General features: G+C 67.5%; 18 protein-coding genes. 11 read left to right on the top strand and 7 right to left on the bottom strand.

Features of this window, described 5'->3' with window-relative positions:
- The first annotated feature begins 23 nt into the window (after positions 1-23).
- Together purB and G6N09_RS05490 are read left to right on the top strand one after the other, a co-directional pair.
- Complete coding sequence (gene purB / locus G6N09_RS05495; protein WP_083026914.1) at positions 24-1,442, top strand: adenylosuccinate lyase; 1,419 nt, start codon at positions 24-26, stop codon at positions 1,440-1,442.
- A gap of 5 nt (positions 1,443-1,447) precedes the next feature.
- Positions 1,448-2,671: a cytochrome P450 gene (locus G6N09_RS05490; protein ID WP_083026915.1), complete on the top strand. Its 1,224-nt coding sequence runs from the start codon at positions 1,448-1,450 to the stop codon at positions 2,669-2,671.
- Here the strand turns inward: G6N09_RS05490 and G6N09_RS05485 are convergent.
- Both G6N09_RS05485 and G6N09_RS20235 read right to left on the bottom strand, forming a co-directional pair.
- Entirely contained in the window at positions 2,668-3,300 is a 633-nt protein-coding gene (locus G6N09_RS05485) for a hypothetical protein (protein WP_083026916.1), read from the bottom strand. The genes G6N09_RS05490 and G6N09_RS05485 overlap by 4 nt on opposite strands.
- A gap of 47 nt (positions 3,301-3,347) precedes the next feature.
- The gene (locus G6N09_RS20235) at positions 3,348-5,504 is read right to left on the bottom strand and encodes a cellulase family glycosylhydrolase (protein ID WP_083026917.1); all 2,157 of its coding nucleotides are present in this window, start codon (positions 5,502-5,504) and stop codon (positions 3,348-3,350) included.
- A 130-nt stretch (positions 5,505-5,634) separates the two neighbouring features.
- Between G6N09_RS20235 and G6N09_RS05475 the strand changes: the two genes are divergently transcribed.
- The 6 genes from G6N09_RS05475 (at position 5,635) to G6N09_RS05450 (ending at position 12,946) form a co-directional block, all read left to right on the top strand.
- A complete protein-coding gene (locus G6N09_RS05475) occupies positions 5,635-6,531 on the top strand; it encodes a phosphoribosylaminoimidazolesuccinocarboxamide synthase (protein WP_083026918.1) in 897 nt (298 codons plus the stop codon).
- Positions 6,528-8,654 carry a S9 family peptidase gene (locus G6N09_RS05470; protein ID WP_083026919.1) on the top strand — a complete coding sequence of 709 codons (2,127 nt, stop codon included), beginning with the start codon at positions 6,528-6,530 and terminating at the stop codon, positions 8,652-8,654. Before G6N09_RS05475 ends, G6N09_RS05470 begins: the two co-directional genes overlap by 4 nt.
- Positions 8,655-8,664: 10 nt before the next feature.
- Complete coding sequence (locus G6N09_RS05465) at positions 8,665-9,153, top strand: glutathione peroxidase (RefSeq protein WP_083026920.1); 489 nt, start codon at positions 8,665-8,667, stop codon at positions 9,151-9,153.
- Complete coding sequence (locus G6N09_RS05460) at positions 9,153-10,496, top strand: DUF2254 domain-containing protein (protein ID WP_083026921.1); 1,344 nt, start codon at positions 9,153-9,155, stop codon at positions 10,494-10,496. Before G6N09_RS05465 ends, G6N09_RS05460 begins: the two co-directional genes overlap by 1 nt.
- A gap of 61 nt (positions 10,497-10,557) precedes the next feature.
- Positions 10,558-11,271 carry a DUF2334 domain-containing protein gene (locus tag G6N09_RS05455; RefSeq protein ID WP_083026922.1) on the top strand — a complete coding sequence of 238 codons (714 nt, stop codon included), beginning with the start codon at positions 10,558-10,560 and terminating at the stop codon, positions 11,269-11,271.
- Positions 11,272-11,290: 19 nt separating this feature from the next.
- Positions 11,291-12,946 carry an FAD-binding dehydrogenase gene (locus G6N09_RS05450; protein ID WP_083026923.1) on the top strand — a complete coding sequence of 552 codons (1,656 nt, stop codon included), beginning with the start codon at positions 11,291-11,293 and terminating at the stop codon, positions 12,944-12,946.
- Between the two features lie 91 nt (positions 12,947-13,037).
- On the opposite strand, the gene G6N09_RS05445 is transcribed toward G6N09_RS05450, so the two are convergent.
- Positions 13,038-13,676: an MBL fold metallo-hydrolase gene (locus G6N09_RS05445; protein ID WP_083026924.1), complete on the bottom strand. Its 639-nt coding sequence runs from the start codon at positions 13,674-13,676 to the stop codon at positions 13,038-13,040.
- An 85-nt stretch (positions 13,677-13,761) separates the two neighbouring features.
- Between G6N09_RS05445 and purS the strand changes: the two genes are divergently transcribed.
- Positions 13,762-14,001 (top strand): phosphoribosylformylglycinamidine synthase subunit PurS, encoded by a 240-nt coding sequence (purS, locus tag G6N09_RS05440; RefSeq protein ID WP_083026925.1) that lies wholly within the window; start codon positions 13,762-13,764, stop codon positions 13,999-14,001.
- On the top strand, positions 13,998-14,672 hold the full coding sequence (gene purQ / locus G6N09_RS05435; protein ID WP_083026926.1) for a phosphoribosylformylglycinamidine synthase subunit PurQ: 675 nt from the start codon (positions 13,998-14,000) through the stop codon (positions 14,670-14,672). Before purS ends, purQ begins: the two co-directional genes overlap by 4 nt.
- Before the next feature lie 20 nt (positions 14,673-14,692).
- Here the strand turns inward: purQ and G6N09_RS05430 are convergent, their stop codons facing one another.
- From G6N09_RS05430 to G6N09_RS05415, 4 genes are all read right to left on the bottom strand, one after another.
- Positions 14,693-15,382, bottom strand: coding sequence for a cupin domain-containing protein (locus tag G6N09_RS05430; RefSeq protein WP_083026976.1), 690 nt, complete (start codon positions 15,380-15,382; stop codon positions 14,693-14,695).
- Positions 15,383-15,434: 52 nt separating this feature from the next.
- Positions 15,435-16,376, bottom strand: a complete 942-nt coding sequence (locus G6N09_RS05425) for a catalase family peroxidase (RefSeq protein ID WP_083026927.1) — start codon at positions 16,374-16,376, stop codon at positions 15,435-15,437.
- Between the two features lie 66 nt (positions 16,377-16,442).
- Positions 16,443-17,240, bottom strand: coding sequence for a family 1 encapsulin nanocompartment shell protein (locus G6N09_RS05420; protein WP_083026928.1), 798 nt, complete (start codon positions 17,238-17,240; stop codon positions 16,443-16,445).
- Positions 17,237-18,256, bottom strand: a complete 1,020-nt coding sequence (locus G6N09_RS05415; RefSeq protein ID WP_083026929.1) for a Dyp-type peroxidase — start codon at positions 18,254-18,256, stop codon at positions 17,237-17,239. The genes G6N09_RS05420 and G6N09_RS05415 overlap by 4 nt, the downstream gene beginning before the upstream one ends.
- 52 nt (positions 18,257-18,308) lie before the next feature.
- Here G6N09_RS05415 and G6N09_RS05410 point away from each other — a divergent pair, with 52 nt between their 5' ends.
- Positions 18,309-19,577 carry a M18 family aminopeptidase gene (locus tag G6N09_RS05410; RefSeq protein WP_083026930.1) on the top strand — a complete coding sequence of 423 codons (1,269 nt, stop codon included), beginning with the start codon at positions 18,309-18,311 and terminating at the stop codon, positions 19,575-19,577.
- Positions 19,578-19,595 lie beyond the last annotated feature (18 nt).

The following is a 19,595-nucleotide window of genomic DNA, read 5'->3' as shown; positions in this document are numbered from 1 at the left end:
CGGCGACCGTAAGCTAGCTGCTCGTGAGCATTCCCAATGTGCTGGCCAACCGCTACGCCAGCACCGCGATGACAGACATCTGGTCGCCGCAGGCCAAGATCGTCGCCGAACGGCGACTGTGGCTGGCGGTGCTGCGCGCCCAGTCCGAGCTCGGCGTGCCGGTTCCCGCGCAGGCAATCGCCGACTACGAGGCCGTCCTCGACCAGGTCGACCTGGCCTCCATCGCGGACCGCGAGCGGGTGACCCGCCATGACGTGAAGGCCCGCATCGAGGAGTTCAATGCGCTGGCCGGCCACGAGCACATCCACAAGGGCATGACCAGCCGGGACCTGACCGAAAACGTTGAGCAGCTGCAGATCCGCCAATCCCTGCAACTCGTCCACGACCACGGGGTCGCGGTGGCTGCGCGCCTGGTCAACCACGCGGTGGCCTATCGGGACCTGGTGATGGCCGGGCGCAGCCACAACGTCGCCGCGCAGGCCACCACGCTGGGTAAGCGGTTCGCCTCGGCCGCCGAGGAAACCCTGCTCGCGCTGCAGCGGGTGCGTGAGCTGATCGACCGCTACCCGCTGCGCGGCATCAAGGGGCCGATGGGCACCGCGCAGGACATGCTCGATCTGTTCGACGGTGACACCGCCAAACTCAGTGAGCTGGAACGCCGGGTCGCCGCATTCTTGGGGTTCTCGGCGGTGCTCACCAGCGTCGGCCAGGTCTATCCGCGCTCGCTGGACCACGACGTGGTCTCGGCGCTGGTGCAGCTGGGTGCCGGCCCCTCCTCGCTGGCGCAGACCATCCGCCTGATGGCCGGCCACGAACTGGTCACCGAAGGGTTCGCACCCGGCCAGGTGGGCTCGTCGGCAATGCCACACAAGATGAACACGCGCAGTTGCGAGCGGGTCAACGGCCTTCAGGTGGTGCTGCGGGGTTACGCGTCGATGGCCGCTGAACTGGCCGGTGCGCAGTGGAACGAGGGCGACGTCTTCTGTTCCGTGGTGCGTCGCGTGGCGTTGCCCGACGCCTTCTTCGCCGTCGACGGACAGACCGAGACCTTCTTGACCGTGCTCGACGAATTCGGTGCCTACCCGGCGGTGATCACCCGCGAGCTGGACCGCTACCTGCCGTTCCTGGCCACCACCAAGGTCCTGATCGCGGCGGTGCGTGCCGGGGTGGGCCGCGAGGTCGCCCACGAGGTCATCAAGGAGCACGCGGTGGCTGTCGCGCTGGGCATGCGCGAACGCGGCGCCGAACCCGACCTGCTGGACCGGCTGGCCGCCGACGAACGACTGCCGCTGGACCGCGCCGCGCTGGAGGCGGCGGTCGCCGACCGGCAGGCGTTCACGGGAGCGGCGGCCGATCAGGTCGACCGGATTGCGGCTCAGGTGGCCGAACTCATCGAGCGGAATCCGGTCGCCGCCGCCTACGCTCCGGGCGCGATCCTCTAGCCGTCATGGAGGCCCAGCAGCTCGCGGGTATCGACTTCACCGACCTGGACAACTTCGCCGACGGCTTCCCGCACGAGTTGTTCGCTCTGCACCGCCGGGTTGCCCCGGTGTTTTGGCATGAGCCCACGGTGCACACCCCCGACGGCGAGGGCTTCTGGTCGGTGGCCACCCACCCCGAAACCCTCGAAGTGCTGCGCGATGCGCAGACCTATTCGTCGGTCACCGGCGGGGAGCGCCCGTTCGGTGGCACCGTGCTGCAAGACCTACCTATCGCGGGCCAGTTGCTGAACATGATGGACGACCCGCGGCACGCCCAGGTTCGGAGGCTGGTCAGTTCCGGGCTGACTCCGCGGATGATCCGCCGCGTCGAGACCGACCTCCGCCACCGGGCCCGGGCGCTGCTCGACGCCGTCGAGCGCGGCGTTCCCTTTGACTTCCTGGTCGACATCGCCGCCGAGGTGCCGATGCAGATGATCTGCATCCTGTTGGGGGTGCCCGAAGCCGACCGGCACTGGCTTTTCGAGGCGATCGAGCCCAGCTTCGACTTCCGCGGATCGCGTAAGGCCGTGGTGTCGCGGCTGTCTATCGAGGACGCCGGCAACCGTGTCTACACCTTCGGGAGGGAGCTGATCGCGGCCAAGCGTGCTGAGCCCGCCGACGACATGCTCTCGGTGGTGGCCAATTCCACCGACCCCGAGCTCAGCGACCTCGAGGTCTACCTGTTCTTCCAATTGTTGTTCAGTGCCGGCGCCGAGACCACCCGCAACGCCATCGCCGGCGGGCTCCTGGCGTTGGCCCAGCATCCCGATCAGTACCGCCTGCTGCGCGGCGACCTCGGCCTGCTGCCCACCGCCATCGAGGAGATCTTGCGCTGGACCTCGCCGGCTCCGTCGAAGCGGCGTACTGCTACCGCGCGTGCGGTGCTGGGCGGGCAGACCATCGAGGCCGGACAGAAGGTTCTGGTGTGGGAGGGGTCGGCGAACCGCGATCCGGCGGTCTTCGACCGGGCCGACCAATTCGACATCAGCCGTAAACCCAATCCGCACATCGGATTCGGCCACGGCGCGCACTTCTGCCTGGGCGCCCATCTGGCGCGACTCGAGCTTCGGGTGCTCTACGAGGAGTTACTCGGACGGTTCGGTGACGTGGCGGTGGTGGCGCCGGTGGAATGGACGCGCAGCAATCGGCATACCGGGATGCGGCACATGATGGTGGAGCTGAGCTCCTAGCTGTTCGCGGCGGGGGACCGCCGGGCCAGGCCCGCGGCGTGCAGTTCCAGGGCGGCGAGGCCCCCGATCACGACGGGGTCGGCGTGCCGCCAGGCCCCGGCGGGATCGGGACTGATCGCGGTCAGCTTGCCCAGCGGGCGATTGGTCAGCGCACGCAGCGCCAGAAGCTGCTTTCCGGCGGGGCTGGAGTAGAGGCCAAGCACAGCCCGTTTGCGCAGGAAGAACCGCAATCGCAATGCCAGCCAGGGCATCGCCACCGCCAGAATCGGCGGCGCCGCGACGGCGAATGCGAGCACGTAGGCCAGCCAACCGGCGGTGGAGTTCAAGTTGTGGCCGGCTCCGGCGATGTCGATTGCCGCATGGCCCGCTGCGGTGAGGGGTTTACTCACCGCGTCGCCCACCAGCGGGATGCGGTCTGCGCTCTTGCCCGCCGACGCCAAGCTGTCGGCTACGCCGTTGGCCCCGCGCTCGAACTGTTGACCGACTCCGGCGATGGTGGTCACCGCGCCGTGCACCGCCAGCGCGATCATCACCCATAGGAAGGTCCATGCCGCGACGACGAGGTCGCTGAGCAGTTGGACCAGCAAGCGGCCGGGGGAGGTGGCATAGGGCAGCAACCGGGACGTCATGCCTTCGATCCCAACACACCCGGCGCCCGTCCGGCAGGCGATGGGCCTCAGCTGTTGGGTGTGACGGTCACCGTGACGGTGGCTGCACCGGCGTTGGAGGCGATCACCAGCACCGGGGCGTCGGCGGCCGAGACGACCTGCCCTCCGGTCACCGTCACCTGGTAGCCGTCCGGGTAGAGGCTGGGTGGTACCGAGATGTTGGTGTGCGCTCCCGCGGCGAACTGTCCCGAGCCGTTGGCCATCTCGGTGGAGTAGTTGAACGCGAAAGTCCCGTCGTTGAACGACCAGTTGCCCGGAATGCCGGCTACCGCCTGCGGATAGGGCGCGGCCAGCGCGTTCACCGCGTCGGTGGCAACGTTGTCGCCGACCGGCGGCTGATCCATGTCGCGGACCAGGACGTTGTTGTAATCCCAGAAGAGCCAACCGAAGCCGTACTGGTTGGCGGACCCGGCGGCGCCGGTGATCACGCTGGGATTGGTGGTGTTGCCGAACTCGGTGAGCAGGGCCGGAACATTGTTTGCCTGCGAGTAGGCGTTGGCGTGGTCCATGATGAAGCTGTCGAACAGCCCGCAGCCGAAGTCGCTGCCCAAGATCTCGTACCACGGGCAGTAGCTGTGGAAGGCGAAGATCGCGTTCGGGTCATCCGGTGGGGTCACATGGGTGGGAACCGGCAGGTTGCCGAACAAGGTGTTGGACCCGAAGATGACCGGCGTGCTCGGGTCGACCGAGCGGATCGCGGCGGTCACCTGGTCATAGAACGGCGACAACTGTTGGGTGTCGAAGAACGGGTTGCCGAAAGCGGTCGACAGATAGCCCGAACCCGGCCAGGGCTCATTCATCAGCTCGTAGCCGGCGACATGGGGATTGCCGTTGAGCATACCCGCCACGGCCTGGAACATTCCGGCGTAGTGGTTTTGCAGGCCTACCCCGTCGGGGCCGGGGGAGTTGGTCCAGAACGCATCCCAGGCGTGGTTGACGGCGGCGTTGAGCGGGTAGTTCCACGGCCAGCCGAAATTGATATTGAGCGCGTCCCCGATCTGTACCGCCCAGGCCGGTGCCCCGTCACCGATGCCGGTGATGGTGTCGCTGTACAGGTCCTGGTGCATGTCGATGACGCTGACGATGCCGTACGAACCGAGCAGGTCGACGGTGGCCTTGATCGATGCCAGGTAGCCGTAGTCGATCTGGCCTGGGCTGGGTTCGACCCCGGACCAGATCACGCCGACGCGCACCGAGTTGATGCCATTGGCGGCCAGGTACGCCGCATCCTGGGCGTCGAAGTGGTCGGCCTCCGGGGTGAAGGGGGCGTACTTGTTGACCTCGTTGACCCCGTGCAGGATCACCACCCGGCCGTCGGCATCGGTGAGCCAGGTGCCGGCGGTGCTGAAGGCGCCGCTGCCGATCGGCGGCCCGCTGTCCAAGATGCCGAACGCGCCGACGGAGCCGTGCGTACCGAACAGCCCGGGGTTGCCGCCGGCCCCGCCCAGCGCCGGTCGCGCCCAGCCAGGGGTGGAGAAGATGCTGTCGCCGTTACCGGCGTCACCGCCGTGGCCGCCGGCGGCGAACAGGCCGATACCGCTGCCACCGTCACCACCGTGGGCGCCGTATCCGCCGTCACCGCCCGCACCACCATTGCCCAGCAACCAGCCGCCACTGCCGCCGGCGCCGCCGGCGGCTTCGGCGCCACCGTCACCGCCCGCTCCGCCGTTGCCGATCAGCCCCGCCGCACCACCGGCCCCGCCGGCGACTCCGATCTGATCGCTGTCCCACCCGGCGCCGCCGGTGCCGAACAGCCAGCCCGCGGCGCCGCCGTCGGGGTCCGTCTCGGTGCCCGCAGTGCCGTCACCGATGACAAAACTGCCTAACCCGTTGAGGAAACCGGCGACCTGCTGGCCGGCCTGGGTGTCCAGCCACTGGTCCAGTCCGTTGTACAGGGGCAGATAGATCGCCTGCTGGAACCAGTCGGTGAGGTCGAAGGTGGTGCCGCTAGCGAGTCCAGGCCAGTCGCCCAACGTGTCGACAGAGATGCCGGTCATCAGCTGATCGAAGGCGTCCTCGATATCGGCGTGCGCTACGGGCGCGCTCAGCGCGGGCAGGCCGATTCCGAATGAGACCCCCGCCGCCGCGGCGGCGACGGCCAGGCCGGCGCGGCGCTTCTGCCGGTGCGGCCGACGAGGGGAGTCGGAACTGCGTGCGGGAACCATCAGCGGACCTGCCTTGGGTACGAGGAAACCTTTGCAACGGGTATGAGGACACTAACAATTATCTGGACGAGATGTGTGGTTCCCCGTGCTGAGTTGGGGGCGGGCGCACCCTGCCCACTAGGCTGGCGCAATGCCGCGTCCCGCGCTCTCTGATTACCAGCACCTGGCCAGCGGCAAAGTCCGCGAACTCTATCGGATCGACGATCAGCACCTGCTCTTCGTCGCGACCGATCGCATTTCGGCGTTCGACTACATCCTCGACAGCGAGATCCCGGACAAGGGCCGCATCCTCACGGCGATGAGTGTCTTTTTCTTCGATCTCGTCGAGGCCCCCAACCACCTGGCGGGACCGCCCGATGACCCGAGGATCCCCGATGAGGTGCTCGGTCGAGCGCTGGTGGTGCGTCAGCTGCAGATGATGCCCGTCGAATGCGTGGCGCGCGGCTACCTCACCGGCTCGGGTCTGCTGGACTACCAGCGCAGCGGCGCCGTGTGCGGCATCCCCTTGCCGCCGGGATTGGTCGAAGCCAGCAAGTTCCTCAATCCCCTGTTCACGCCGGCGACCAAGGCGGAGATCGGTGCGCATGACGAGAACATCTCGTTCGCGCAGGTGATCGATCTGGTCGGTCCGGTACGCGCCGGACAACTGCGCGACCGCACCCTGGCCACCTATGTGCAGGCCGCAGACCACGCCCTGACCAAGGGAATCATCATCGCCGACACCAAATTCGAGTTCGGCATCGACGAACACGACAACCTGGTGCTCGCCGACGAGGTGTTCACCCCCGACTCGTCGCGGTACTGGCCCGCCGACCACTACCGGGCCGGGGTCGTTCAGGACAGTTTCGACAAGCAGTTCGTCCGCAACTGGCTGACCGGTCCGGAATCCGGGTGGGACCGCTCCGGAGACCAGCCGCCTCCGCCGCTGCCCGAGAACGTTGTCGCCGCCACTCGTGCGCGCTACATCGAGGCTTACGAACGGATTTCGGGCCTGTCCTTCGATGACTGGGTCGGCCCCGGCGCATGATCGACGCATCTGCGCCTCTGCCTGGTCCGCCCTCGGCCAAGCGGGTGGACAGCACCCGCCGGCATCACGGCGACGAGTTCGTCGACCACTACGAATGGTTGCGCGACAAGGCTGATCCCGCCGTCATCGCCCACCTAGACGCCGAGAACGCCTACACCGAGGCCGCCACTGCGCATCTGGAGCCCCTGCGGCAGAACATTTTCGATGAGATCAAGGCGCGAACCAAGGAAACCGATCTGTCGGTTCCCGCCCGTCGGGGTGGCTGGTGGTACTACGGGCGCACCTTCGAAGGCAAGCAGTACGGCGTCCAATGCCGCTGCCCGGTCACTGACCCTGAGGACTGGAATCCTCCGCAGCTCGACGAAGTCACCGAGATCCCTGGCGAGCAGGTGCTGCTCGACCAGAATGTGGAAGCCGAAGGGCACGACTTCTTCGCCCTGGGCGCCGCCGGTGTCAGCCCGGACGGAAACCTCCTGGCCTACTCCGTAGACGTCGTTGGTGACGAGCGGTACACCCTGCGTTTCAAGGACCTGCGTACCGGCGAACTGCTTGCCGACGAGATCGCCGGGATCGGCGCCGGGGTGACCTGGGCGACTGACAACCGGACCGTGTACTACGTGACCGTTGACGAGGCCTGGCGTCCGGATACCGTGTGGCGTTACCGGATCGGCGCATCTGGCCAGCCCGCTGAACAGGTCTACCACGAGGCCGATGAGCGATTCTGGCTGTCCGTGGGACGGACCCGCAGCGACGCCTACGTGTTGATCGCGGCCGGGTCGTCGATCACCTCCGAGGTGCGCTACGCCGACGCCGCCGACCCGCACGCCGAGTTCAGCGTGGTGCTACCGCGCCGCGACGGCATCGAGTACTCGGTGGAGCACGCGATCATCGGCGGCCAGGATCAATTCCTGATGCTGCACAACGACGGTGCGATCAACTTCACCTTGGTGCAGGTGCCGGTGGACCAAGCCGGCGATCCCGCCGCGCAGCAGACCCTGATCGCCGGGCGCGACGACGTGCGGTTGGACTCGGTGGATGCCTTCGCTCGGCATCTGGTGGTCGGGTACCGCGCCGACGGACTGCCCCGCATCGAGTTGTGGCCGATCGGCGCCGACGGGGCCTTCCAGCCGCCACAGCAGATCACCTTCGACACCGAACTGACCTCTGCGGGCCTGGGGTCCAATCCGAACTGGGACGCCCCGAAACTGCGGGTGGGGGCGACGTCGTTCATCACCCCGGTGCGCATCTACGACATCGAGACCGCGACAGGCGAACGAACCCTGCTGCGGGAACAACCGGTGCTGGGCGAGTACCGCAGCGCCGACTACGTCGAATATCGCGACTGGGCCTACGCGCAGGACGGCACCCGGGTCCCGGTTTCGGTGGTGCACCGAGCTGGACTCGAACTGCCCGCTCCCACACTGTTGTACGGCTACGGCGCCTATGAGATGTGCGAAGATCCGCAGTTCTCGATCTCGCGATTGTCGCTGCTGGATCGGGGCATGGTGTTCGCCGTCGCGCACGTCCGCGGCGGGGGTGAACTCGGCCGGCTGTGGTACGACGGCGGCAAACTGCTCGAGAAGAAGAACAGCTTCAGCGACTTCGTCGCGGTGGGCCGCCACCTGATCGATGCCGGAATCTGCCGGGCCGGAAGCCTGGCCGCGATGGGCGGCAGTGCCGGTGGCCTGCTGATGGGCGCCGTGACCAACTTGGCGCCCGACCTGTTTGCCGGTGTCGTGGCCCAGGTCCCGTTCGTCGACCCGCTGACCACCATCTTGGACCCATCCCTGCCGCTGACGGTCACCGAATGGGACGAATGGGGAAACCCGTTGGACGACAAGGACGTTTACTTCTACATGAAGTCCTATTCGCCATACGAGAACGTCGCCCACCGCGACTATCCGCCCATTCTGGCGATGACCTCGCTGCACGACACTCGGGTGTACTACGTGGAACCGGCGAAGTGGGTCGCGGCGCTGCGGCACACCAAGACCGACGAGAATCCAGTGTTGTTGAAGACCGAGATGAATGCCGGCCACGGCGGCATCTCCGGGCGCTATGAACGCTGGAAGGAGATCGCGTTCTCCTACGCCTGGCTGCTGTCGGTGGTCGGCTGCGGGTAACGTCGCGGCCATGAGCCTCGCCGATATTCCGCTGACCACCCTTGACGGCCAGTCCACTTCGCTGGCCGACTACGCCGACCGCGCGATCCTGGTCGTCAACGTCGCATCCAAATGTGGACTGACTCCGCAATACGGGGCGCTGGAGAAACTCGCACAGGACTACGGTGACCGCGGGCTGACCGTGTTGGGCGTGCCCTGTAACCAGTTCATGGGCCAAGAACCCGGCACAGCCGAGGAGATTCAGACCTTCTGCTCCACCACCTACGGAGTGACGTTTCCGTTGTTGGCCAAGGCCGATGTCAACGGTGCGCAGCGGCACCCGTTATATGCGGAACTGACCAAGGCCGCCGACGCCGAGGGTGCCGCCGGTGACGTGCAGTGGAATTTCGAGAAGTTTCTCCTTGCCCCCGGCGCCACTGTGGTCAACCGATTCCGGCCCACCACCGTGCCCGACGCGCCCGAGGTCATCGCAGCCATCGAAGCCGTCCTGCCTGGGTGATGCATACCCGGTCGGAACGCTTCCCCAGCGTGCGGGCGGCGGCGCTGGCCTACCGATTCCGGGAAAGCCTCTTCGCCCTACCGCTGCTGATTGTGGTCGGCGGGATGGCGCTGGCGGTCATCACCCGGGTGGCGGACAGCAACATCGGTCCCTCGTCGCGCTATCTGCTCACGATGGACAGCGGCGTGGCCACCACGCTGCTGTCCACCATCGCCGGCGCGACCATCACCACCGCCGGGGTCATCTTCTCGCTGACCATCGTGAGCTTGCAGCTGGCGAGCTCGCAGCTGTCGCCACGGGTGATGCGGTGGTTCATTCGGGACCGGCTCAGTCAGGTCGTCATCGGCCTGCTGGTCGCGACGTTCGTGTACTGCGTGCTGAGCCTGCCCGATCTCGACGGTTCGTCGCCGGTGCCGGCGCCGCCGCTGACCGTCACCGTCGCGATCGTGTTGACCATCGGCACGGTGATCACGATCATCGCCCACGTTGACCACCTGGCCCACCGGTTAGAGGTGGGACAGGTGGTGCGCGAGATCGCCGCAGAGGGCGCGATGGTGATCGATGCCGTCGCGGCCGCCGCCGCGCACGAGCGACCGGCCCACGACGCCGATATGGACGTTCCGCCGAACGCTTTGCGGCTGACGTCGCCCGGCAACGGCTGGGTCAGTCAGGTCCACGCCGAACGGCTGTTGGCCGCCATCCCAGCCGGCACCACCATCCGGCTGGACACTCGTGTCGGCGCCTACATCCACCTGGGTCAACCCCTGGTCACCATCTGGCCGGTGCCCGCGCACCCGGATCGGGTGCGGAACAAGCTGGCCCGGGCCGTGGTCGTCAGTGACAGTCGCACCATGCAGGAAGACGTCGACTTCGCTTTCCGCCAGTTGGTCGACATCGGCCTGCGGGCGCTGAGCTCGGCGATCAACGACCCGACTACCGCGGTGGAGGCGACGCTGCGGGTGGGCAGTCTGTTACGCCGGGTCTTGACGGCGCCACCGCGACTGCCGGCCGTCGCTGGGATGGATGGACGAATACTGTTGCGGCCCTGGGATCTAGATCCCAAGGAGTACATCGGACACGGTTTCGATCAACTTCGCCAGGCGGCGCCTAGTCAGCCCATGGTCGCGGCGGCGATCCTGCGGGTGCTGCGGATGTTGGTCGCGCACGTCAAGGAGTACGGTCGGCCTGAGCATCTGCCGGCGCTGCGTGAGCAGACCGATCTGCTGGTGGAGTCGTTAGAGCGTGCGCCGGATCTGCACCCGCGTGATCTGGCCCGGCTCAAGGCGATCGCCGCCGATACCACCGATCCGGCCGACCACAGTCGCCGAAAGCCCACTCCGTAGCGCCAGCTGACGTCTTCCTCGACGTCACCGGCCGGACACCTGCGGTGGTCACACTGATGGGGTGACCGGACAACTGATCGTCTCCGTCTCCGGGATCGGCGCGCACACCCGTGACGAAGCTGCGGCGTTCTGCGCGCAGCTGGACAGCCGGGGAGTGGGCGTGTCGCTGCTGGTGGCGCCGCGGCTGGGCGCCGACTACCGCCTCGACCGCGACCCCGGCACGGTCGACTGGCTGACACAGCGGCGCGCCGGCGGCGCCGCCATCGTGTTGCACGGCTTCGATGAGGCCGCCACCAAGCGGCGCCGCGGCGAATTCGCCACGCTGCCCGCCCATGAGGCCAATCTGCGACTGCTGGGCGCCGATCGCGTGCTGGAGCATCTGGGGTTGCGTACCCGCCTGTTCGCCGCGCCCGGGTGGACCGTGTCGGAGGGGACGGTGAGAGCCTTGCCGCGCAACGGCTTCAGGCTTCTGGCCGGTCTGCACGGCGTCACCGACCTGGTCGTGGGCCACACCGAGCGGGCCCGGGTGATCGGTGTCGGTGCTGGTTTTCTCACCACGCCGTGGTGGTGCCGCATGGTGGTGGCGACCACCGATCGCATCGCGCGTCGCGACGGTGTAGTGCGTCTGTCGGTCGGTGCCCGCCAGTTGAGCAAACCGGGTGTTGCCGAGGCGATGTTGGAGGCAGTGGACACCGCGCTGGGGCACGGTTGCCGACCGGAGCGCTACCGCTGGCCGCTGCCGGTGGTCGATGTGGGCGCGGAGCTCAGCGCCTGAGTCGTTACCCTGGGACGCCATGAACGCTAAGGCGGACGCCGATGCCATCGTCGTCGGGGCAGGTCTGGCAGGTCTGGTGGCGGCCTGCGAACTTGCGGAGCGCGGCCTGCGAGTGCTCATCGTCGACCAGGAGAACAGTGCCAACCTCGGCGGCCAGGCGTTCTGGTCGTTCGGTGGACTCTTCCTGGTCGACAGTCCCGAACAGCGCCGCCTCGGGGTTCGCGACAGTCACGAACTGGCGCTGCAGGACTGGCTGGGCACTGCGGGCTTCGACCGGCCCGAGGACTACTGGCCGCGGCAATGGGCACACGCTTATGTGGATTTCGCCTCGGGCGAGAAGCGCAGCTGGCTGCGGGCCCGCGGTTTGAAACTTTTTCCGCTGGTGGGTTGGGCCGAGCGTGGGGGCTACGGCGCGATCGGCCACGGAAATTCGGTGCCCCGGTTCCACATCACCTGGGGTACCGGTCCAGCCCTGGTCGAGATCTTCGCGGCCCGGCTGCGTGACCGCTCCCGGGTCCGGTTCGCGCACCGGCACCGCGTCGACGAGCTGATCGTCGAAGACGGCGCGGTCACCGGAGTGCGGGGGAGCGTGCTGGAACCCAGCGCCGCGCAACGCGGGGTGGCGTCGTCTCGCAACACTGTGGGGCAGTTCGAGTTCCGTGCATCTGCGGTACTGGTCACCAGCGGCGGGATAGGCGGCAACCTCGACCTGGTTCGGCAGAACTGGCCGGCGAGAATGGGCCGGGTGCCTGAGCAGCTGCTGGCCGGGGTGCCGGCGCACGTCGATGGCCGGATGATCGGCATTACTGAAGCGGCCGGCGGCCGGGTGATCAATCGGGACCGGATGTGGCACTACACCGAAGGCATCACCAACCACGACCCGATCTGGGCGGATCACGGCATCCGGATCATTCCCGGTCCGTCAGCACTGTGGCTCGACGCCGCCGGCGCGCGGCTGCCCGGGCCGCTCTATCCCGGGTTCGACACCCTGGGAACTCTCGAGCACATCGCCGGCTCCGGTCAGGACTACACGTGGTTTGTGCTGAACCGGCGGATCATCGAGAAGGAATTCGCGCTGTCGGGCCAGGAACAGAATCCCGACCTGACCAGCCGCAGCCTGCGGCAGCTGGCCGCGTCACGGGCCCGGTCGGGGCCGCCCCCGCCGGTGCAGGCATTCATCGACCGCGGCGTGGATTTCGTACACGCGGAGTCGCTGCGCGAGCTGGTCGCCGCGATGAACGCCCTGCCCGACGTGCTCCCGTTGGACTACGCCGCCGTCGAGGCCGAAGTCACCGCACGCGACCGCGAGGTGGCCAATCGATTCAGCAAGGACGGCCAGATCACCGCGATCCACGGTGCCCGCGCCTACCTGGGCGACCGGATTGGCAGGGTGGTGGCCCCGCACCGGCTCACCGATCCCGCCGCGGGTCCGCTGATCGCGGTCAAGCTGCACATTCTGACCCGCAAGACGTTGGGTGGCTTGGAGACCGATCTGGACGCCCGTGTGCTGGGGGCAGACGGCAAGCCGATCGACGGGTTGTATGCGGCCGGGGAGGTGGCCGGATTCGGCGGTGGCGGGGTGCACGGCTATCGGGCGCTGGAGGGCACGTTCCTGGGTGGCTGCATCTTCTCCGGTCGTGCAGCCGGCCGTGGCGCCGCCGCTGACATCGCCTGACGCCGCGCGCCCCTCGGCCGAGCGTGAAGTTGGCTTCACGGTGGGGCATCGACCGTGAACCCAGCTTCACGTTGGGCGTCAGGGGAAGCTCTCACATCGAGACGGCGCTCTCCTGGGGCAGCACCTGAAAGTCGGCGTGCCCCATCTCGGCCAGCCGGCCGTGATAGATCCCGCGGGCTTCGCTGGCGATGATGCCCTGATGGATCGGCACCGCGGCGCGCGGCGCCACCGCCCGCAGGTAGTCGACTGCCTCGGAGATCTTCATCCACGGCGCCGCCGCGGGGGTGGCAAGCACGTCCACCGGTTCGCCGGGCACGTACAGCGCGTCACCGGGATGCATCAGCCGGGCCGGGTGCCCGGCGTCGCCCACCAGGTAGGAGATGTTGTCGATCATCGGCAGCTCCGGATGGATCACCGCGTGCTGCCCGCCTACCCCGCGCACCCGCAACGGACCGACGTCAAAGGCATCACCGACCTGCACCGCCCGCCAGGGTGGTCCGAGCTGCGCAGCGGTCTGCGGGTCGGCGTAGAGCGCAGCACCGGGATTGGCGTCGATCAGGGCCGGAAGCCTCGCGGTGTCGGCGTGGTCGGGGTGCTGATGGGTGACCAGAATGGCCGCCAGCCCGGTGATGCCTTCGAAACCGTGGGAGAAGTTGCCGGGGTCGAACAGCACCGTGGTCCCGCCGAAATCGGCGAGCAGGCAGGAATGGCCGAAATGGGTCAGTTGCATAGCTAAAGATTGTGCGCTCCGGCGCCGCCGACGAGCATCGGTATTGTTGACCCGACCGATTCCCCGTCGACAGTAGGGAGCACCCGTGGCCCGGGTGGTTGTGCACGTGATGCCTAAAGCCGAGATCCTCGACCCGCAGGGGCAGGCGATCGTCGGTGCGCTTTCCCGGCTCGGACACGCCGGAGTGTCGGACGTGCGGCAGGGCAAGCGTTTCGAACTCGAGGTCGACGACTCTGTCGACGACGCCGCACTCGCCGAGATCGCCGAATCGCTGCTGGCCAACACCGTGATCGAGGACTTCACCGTCACCCGGGAGACCACGTGAGCGCCCGCGTCGGCGTCATCACCTTTCCCGGCACTCTGGACGACGTCGATGCGGCCCGCGCGGTCCGGCTGGTCGGCGCCGAGCCGGTCAGCCTCTGGCACGCCGACGCCGACCTGAAAGGCGTCGACGCCGTGGTGGTGCCCGGCGGGTTCTCCTACGGTGACTACCTGCGTGCCGGCGCCATCGCCCGCTTCGCCCCCGTCATGGGCGAGGTCGTCAAGGCGGCCGGACAAGGCATGCCGGTGTTGGGTATCTGCAACGGCTTCCAGGTGCTGTGTGAAGCCGGACTGCTCCCGGGTGCGCTGACCCGCAACATCGGCCTGCACTTCGTGTGCCGCGACGTGTGGCTGCGGGTGGCGTCCACCTCCACGGCGTGGACCTCGCGGTTCGAGGACAACGCGGACCTGCTGGTGCCGCTGAAGTCTGGTGAGGGTCGCTACGTGGCCTCCGAAGCCGTGCTCGACGAGCTTGAGGGCGAGGGCCGGGTGGTGTTCCGCTACCTCGACAACATCAACGGCTCGCAGCGCGACATCGCCGGGGTGAGTTCGGCCAACGGCCGGGTGGTCGGGCTCATGCCGCATCCCGAGCATGCCATCGAGGCGTTGACCGGTCCCAGCGACGACGGTTTGGGGCTGTTCTACTCCGCGCTGGACGCGGTGCTGACGGCCTGACATCCGCCGGCCGCGCAGGCCTACGGCGCGCGCAGGATGGTGATCGTGTTGTCGATCTTCTTGAAGGACTTGAATGTCTCGGCGGGAACGCCGAACACCGCCGACAACACCCGCGGCGGCAGCTTGCTCAGGGACTCGCCGATACCGATGTTGTCCTTGGATTCCGGCGCACTGGTGTTCTGAATGATCAGGATCGTCAAGTCTTCGGTGCCCCGGTTCTCGAAGTAGTGAAACGATCCCTGGGGTGCAAACACCACGTCGTTGACGTGCTGATCAAAGCTCTCGTCATTGCCGTTTCCGTCGATGACGAGCCAGGCCGCGGTGCCCTTGATGACGATGTTGAGCTCCCACGCGCTGGGATGCCAGTGCGGCTCGCGAATCCCTCCGGGCTCCAGCGTCAGCAGCACGATGCTGGCCTCTTGGCCCTTGAGGATCGGGAAGTTGTCCTCGCTGGCCTGCTTGAATGAGCCGCCGTCATAGTTGTTGCTGGCTTGCTCGCCCAGTCGAAACAGGTGCGACTGAGTCGTGATGGTCTCCGACGGAATGCGGGGATTGCCAAAGCGGGCCGCATCATCGGTCATGGACTCTTCCTTACCTGTGCGGAAACTCGGAGTTCCGGTGGCGATAACGCGGTCGACACCGGCGCCGGTCATGGCTGCGGCGCCGGCCAGGCTTGCTCCGCCCAAGACCTTGCGTCGATTGATTGGCATCGTCTGAAAGTACGCGCAGGTGGTCGGAGATCGCCAGAGTTTTACCGCGGGATCAGGCCGGTGGTGCCGCAGCGCCGCGATCCACACCGGTGCGCAGCTTGACCGACGCTGAATAGGCTTGGCTTCGAAACTTGAGCACCGGATCGGCGGAAGGCTCGATGCCCTCGGTGACCCGCATCGGGTCGAACACCACGATGTCGTCGCCGCGCTCACGTTCGGTGTCGAGTCCGGTGACGGCTATGGTGCCCACCGTGGCGTAGTCGCTGCTCGCCCAAGGCATCGACGGATCTACCGTCGAGTCGCTCGGCCCGGCGATCTGCACCCGGAAATCGAATCGCACCGGCCCGTTCGCCAGCCGATCGTTCAGCTCCGCGGTGAGAAAGTCAGCGCCACGGGCTGCCCCGGCCGACGTGGACAGAAACTGCTCTCCGGCGGCCGGGGTCAGGTGATAACGCACGTAGCGGGCGCTGCCGTCGGCCGCCACCCAGCGAAACGCGTGCAAACCGTGATACTCCACCGTGGCGTAGCTTGCCGGGATCCGGTTAGCGGCGCGCAGCACCGGCAAGGCCCCGAGCAGACGGGGGTGGGTGAGGAGATGCCCGGCCAACCGAAGCGGGGCGGTCAGACCGGGCCGGGTGGCCCGCAACAGATCGATGAAACCGTCCGGGGTACTGGAGACGAACAACCGCGCAGTCTGGGTGGACACATCGGTGGTCGATCCGTCGGGCAGCGTGAACTTCACCGCCATCCCGCGCACCCCCGGCGCCCCGTCTCGTTGCGCCGGGTTGCCCGAGCCATTCGAGAATCGGATCAGGGTGGGGACCGAAGACCCGTCGAGATGCGGTGCGCGAGACAGCGTGCGCGCATCGGGCGTCGCCTGGAACGTGCCTCGGTACAACGTCCCCTTAGCGTGCAGTGCGCGGCAGCCGGGCTGCGCGCCGCCCGCAGCCCGGATTACCTGCATCGCTTGGTCGGGCGTGACCGAGTCGCTCATCGGCCCATGCTATGCCCGCATTGCGCAGCGCTGCAGTGGTTTCGCCGAGCACGAACAGGACCCTGCCTAGGGGTTCAGGGCCACCGCTGCCTCGGCGGTGTAGCACAGGAAGGTCAGCGTCTCCTGTAGGTAGAGCTGCACGTTCTCGGCATCGTGGGACAGATAGCCGATCGCCACGTCGGTGCCCAGCCGCAGGTCGAAGTCGCCGCCTCGGGTGGTCAGCACAAACGCGCCGTCGATCGCCGGGGCCCAGATGATGTCCCCGTCGACCAGACGGTTCAGGTGCTCCAGGATCGGATAGCCGTGATCGGAGGTCTCGGCGACCTTGGTGTAGGCGTCGGCCGAGAGCAACACCGAGTACGGCCCGTCCACGCCGGCCAGGCGTAACGCCGACAGGGCCTGACTGATCACGTCCGGGATGCCGCGCGGGTCTTCCGGCAACGGCAGTGCCGCGTTCGAGCTGGCGCTGCGGATGCCCTCAACCGAGGCGGCCGGGTACCCGCCGAAGATGATCCGGTCTTCGGCGAACGCCAGCTTCTTGGCCGCGGCCTTTACCGGGTCCCAGTCGGGATCTTGTGAGCCCCGCTCGACATCGTCGATCTCGGCGCGGGACAAGGTGAACGGAACCCGCAGGCGCACAAGCGGTTTGCTGTCGCGCAGATGCGCCTCGACGCCGTCGCCCGGGGCGCCGATGCCGGTCAGCCGTCCGGTGCCCACCGCGGCGGCAGTCGGCCCGGCCGGTTCGCTCACATCGACCACACGACGTCCGGCAATGTGCCGCTTGAAGGTTCGGGTCGCCTCCTGTTCGATGTCGGCCCAGGCGGCTTCGGTGACCGGGGCCAGATCGCGATACAGGTTGTTCATTGCGAGTTTCCTTTCAGGCTGCCGATGTGCAGTGAGCCTTGAACGGCGGCGGACTTCACGGGCTCAGCGGGGGTCGGAACCGATGCGCCCGCAGGCGGCGGCGGATCGTCGAGGAAGGCGGCGGTGGGGGTGAAGAACAGCCCGCCGGTGAGTGCGGTGGAGAAGTCCAGGATGCGATCGGTGTTGCCCGGTGGATCGCCTAGGAACATGTTGCGCAGCATCTGCTCGGTGATCGCCGGGTCCCGCGAGTAGGCGATGTAGTAGGTCCCTGACTCGCCGGAACCCACTGTCCCGAAAGGCATGTTGTGCCGCACGATGTCCAACTCGTTGCCGTCGGCATCGGTGATCACGTTTAGGGCGATGTGTGAGTTGGCGGGCTTGACCGCGTCGTCGAACTCGATGTCGTCGGCCTTGGTGCGCCCGATCACCCGTTCCTGCTCGGTGACCGGCAGGGCCTCCCAGGCGGCCATGTCGTGCACGTACTTCTGAATGTGCACGTAGGAGCCGCCGGCGAAGTCCGGGTCCTCGTCACCGATCGCGGTAGCCGCTACGGCTTCGTCGTCGACCGGGTTCTCGGTGCCGTCGACGAAGCCGAGCAGGTCGCGATTGTCGAAGAACCGAAAACCGTGCACCTCGTCGACCACGGTGATCGCGCCCGCCATCGCCTTGACGATCCGTCCCGCCAGCTCGAAGCAGACGTCCATGGTTTCGCCTTTGATGTGAAACAGCAGATCCCCCGGTGTGGACGGGGCGGTGTGGCGCGGACCGGTGAGCGCGACGAACGGATGCAGGAGTGCCGGCCGGGCCCCGGAGAACAGTCGAGCCCAGGCGTCGGACCCGATCGAGGTCACCAAGGACAGCCGCTTGGTCGGATCGCGGAAGCCGATAGCGCGAGCGAAACCTGCCAGGTCGGGCAGGGCGTCATGCACGGTCGACTCGCCACCTTCGTCGATGGTGGCCACCAGAAAGATGGCCGCACAAGTCAGGGGAGCGGTCACTGGCTGAACGGACGGCACAGTATCGACCCTAACGCCCCGATCGGTGTCCCGATGCGAAAGACTTGAGCCCATGGCCGCCACCGCAACCGGATTGTGCGAGTTCATCGATGCCTCACCGTCGCCGTTCCATGTCTGCGCGACCGTGGCCGACCGGCTGCGAGCCGCGGGCTACACCGAGGTGACCGAGACCGATCGCTGGCCGGCGACGCCCGGTAGGTACTTCACCGTCCGGGCCGGTTCGGTGATTGCCTGGGATGGTGGCGGGGCGAACCCGGCCACCCCCTTCCGGATCATCGGCGCGCATACCGACAGCCCGAACCTGCGGGTCAAGCAACACCCCGCCCGCGAGGTCGCCGGCTGGCAGATGGTGGCCTTGGCGCCCTACGGCGGTGCCTGGCTTAACTCCTGGCTGGACCGCGACCTGGGCATCAGCGGCCGACTGTCGGTGCTCGACCCTTCTCAAGGCGCGGGAATCAGCCACCACTTGGTCCGTATCGACGAGCCGATGCTGCGGGTGCCGCAGCTGGCGATCCATCTGGCCGACGACCGCGCCGCTGTCAAACTGGATCCGCAGCGCCACGTCAACGCGGTCTGGGGCGATGGGCGGTCCCCGGATTTCCTGGGCTACGTCGCGGAACGCGCCGGCGTGGCACCCCGTGACGTGCTGGGCTTCGACCTGATGACTCACGACCTGGTGCCGTCGACGGTGACCGGTGTGGGTCAGCAGTTCCTCAGCGCGCCGCGGTTGGACAATCAGGCCAGCTGCTATGCCGGGCTGGAGGCTCTGCTCGCCGCCAACCCCAGTCCTCACCTGCCGGTGCTGGTGTTGTTCGACCACGAAGAGGTCGGGTCGACCTCGGATCATGGTGCCCAGTCGGATCTGTTGCGAGGTGTCCTGGAGCGGATCACCTTGGCCGCCGGTGGCGATCGGGAGGACTTCCTGCGGCGGCTGACCTCCTCCACGCTGGCCTCGGCGGACATGGCGCACGCCACCCACCCGAACTACCCGGATCGGCACGAACCGGGACACCAGATCGCGGTCAACGGCGGCCCGGTGCTCAAGGTGCAGCCCAACCTGCGCTACGCCACCGACGGTCGCACCGCCGCCACCTTCGCGCTGGCCTGCGAAACGGCGGGGGTGGCACTGCAGCGCTACGAACATCGGGCAGACCTGCCGTGCGGATCGACCATCGGCCCGATGAGCGCCGCGAGCACCGGTATTCCCACCGTTGACGTGGGCGCTCCGCAGCTGGCCATGCATTCCGCCAGGGAACTGATGGGTGCGCGCGACGTGGCCTCCTACGCGGCGGCCCTGACGGCATTCCTGGCGCCGGACTGAGCCGAAAACGGTGCCATA

Origin of the sequence: Mycolicibacter minnesotensis, assembly GCF_010731755.1 — a bacterium.
Lineage (GTDB): Bacteria > Actinomycetota > Actinomycetes > Mycobacteriales > Mycobacteriaceae > Mycobacterium > Mycobacterium minnesotense.
The sequence above is the reverse complement of the archived record's forward strand: the minus strand, read 5'-3'. Positions and strand labels throughout refer to the sequence as shown.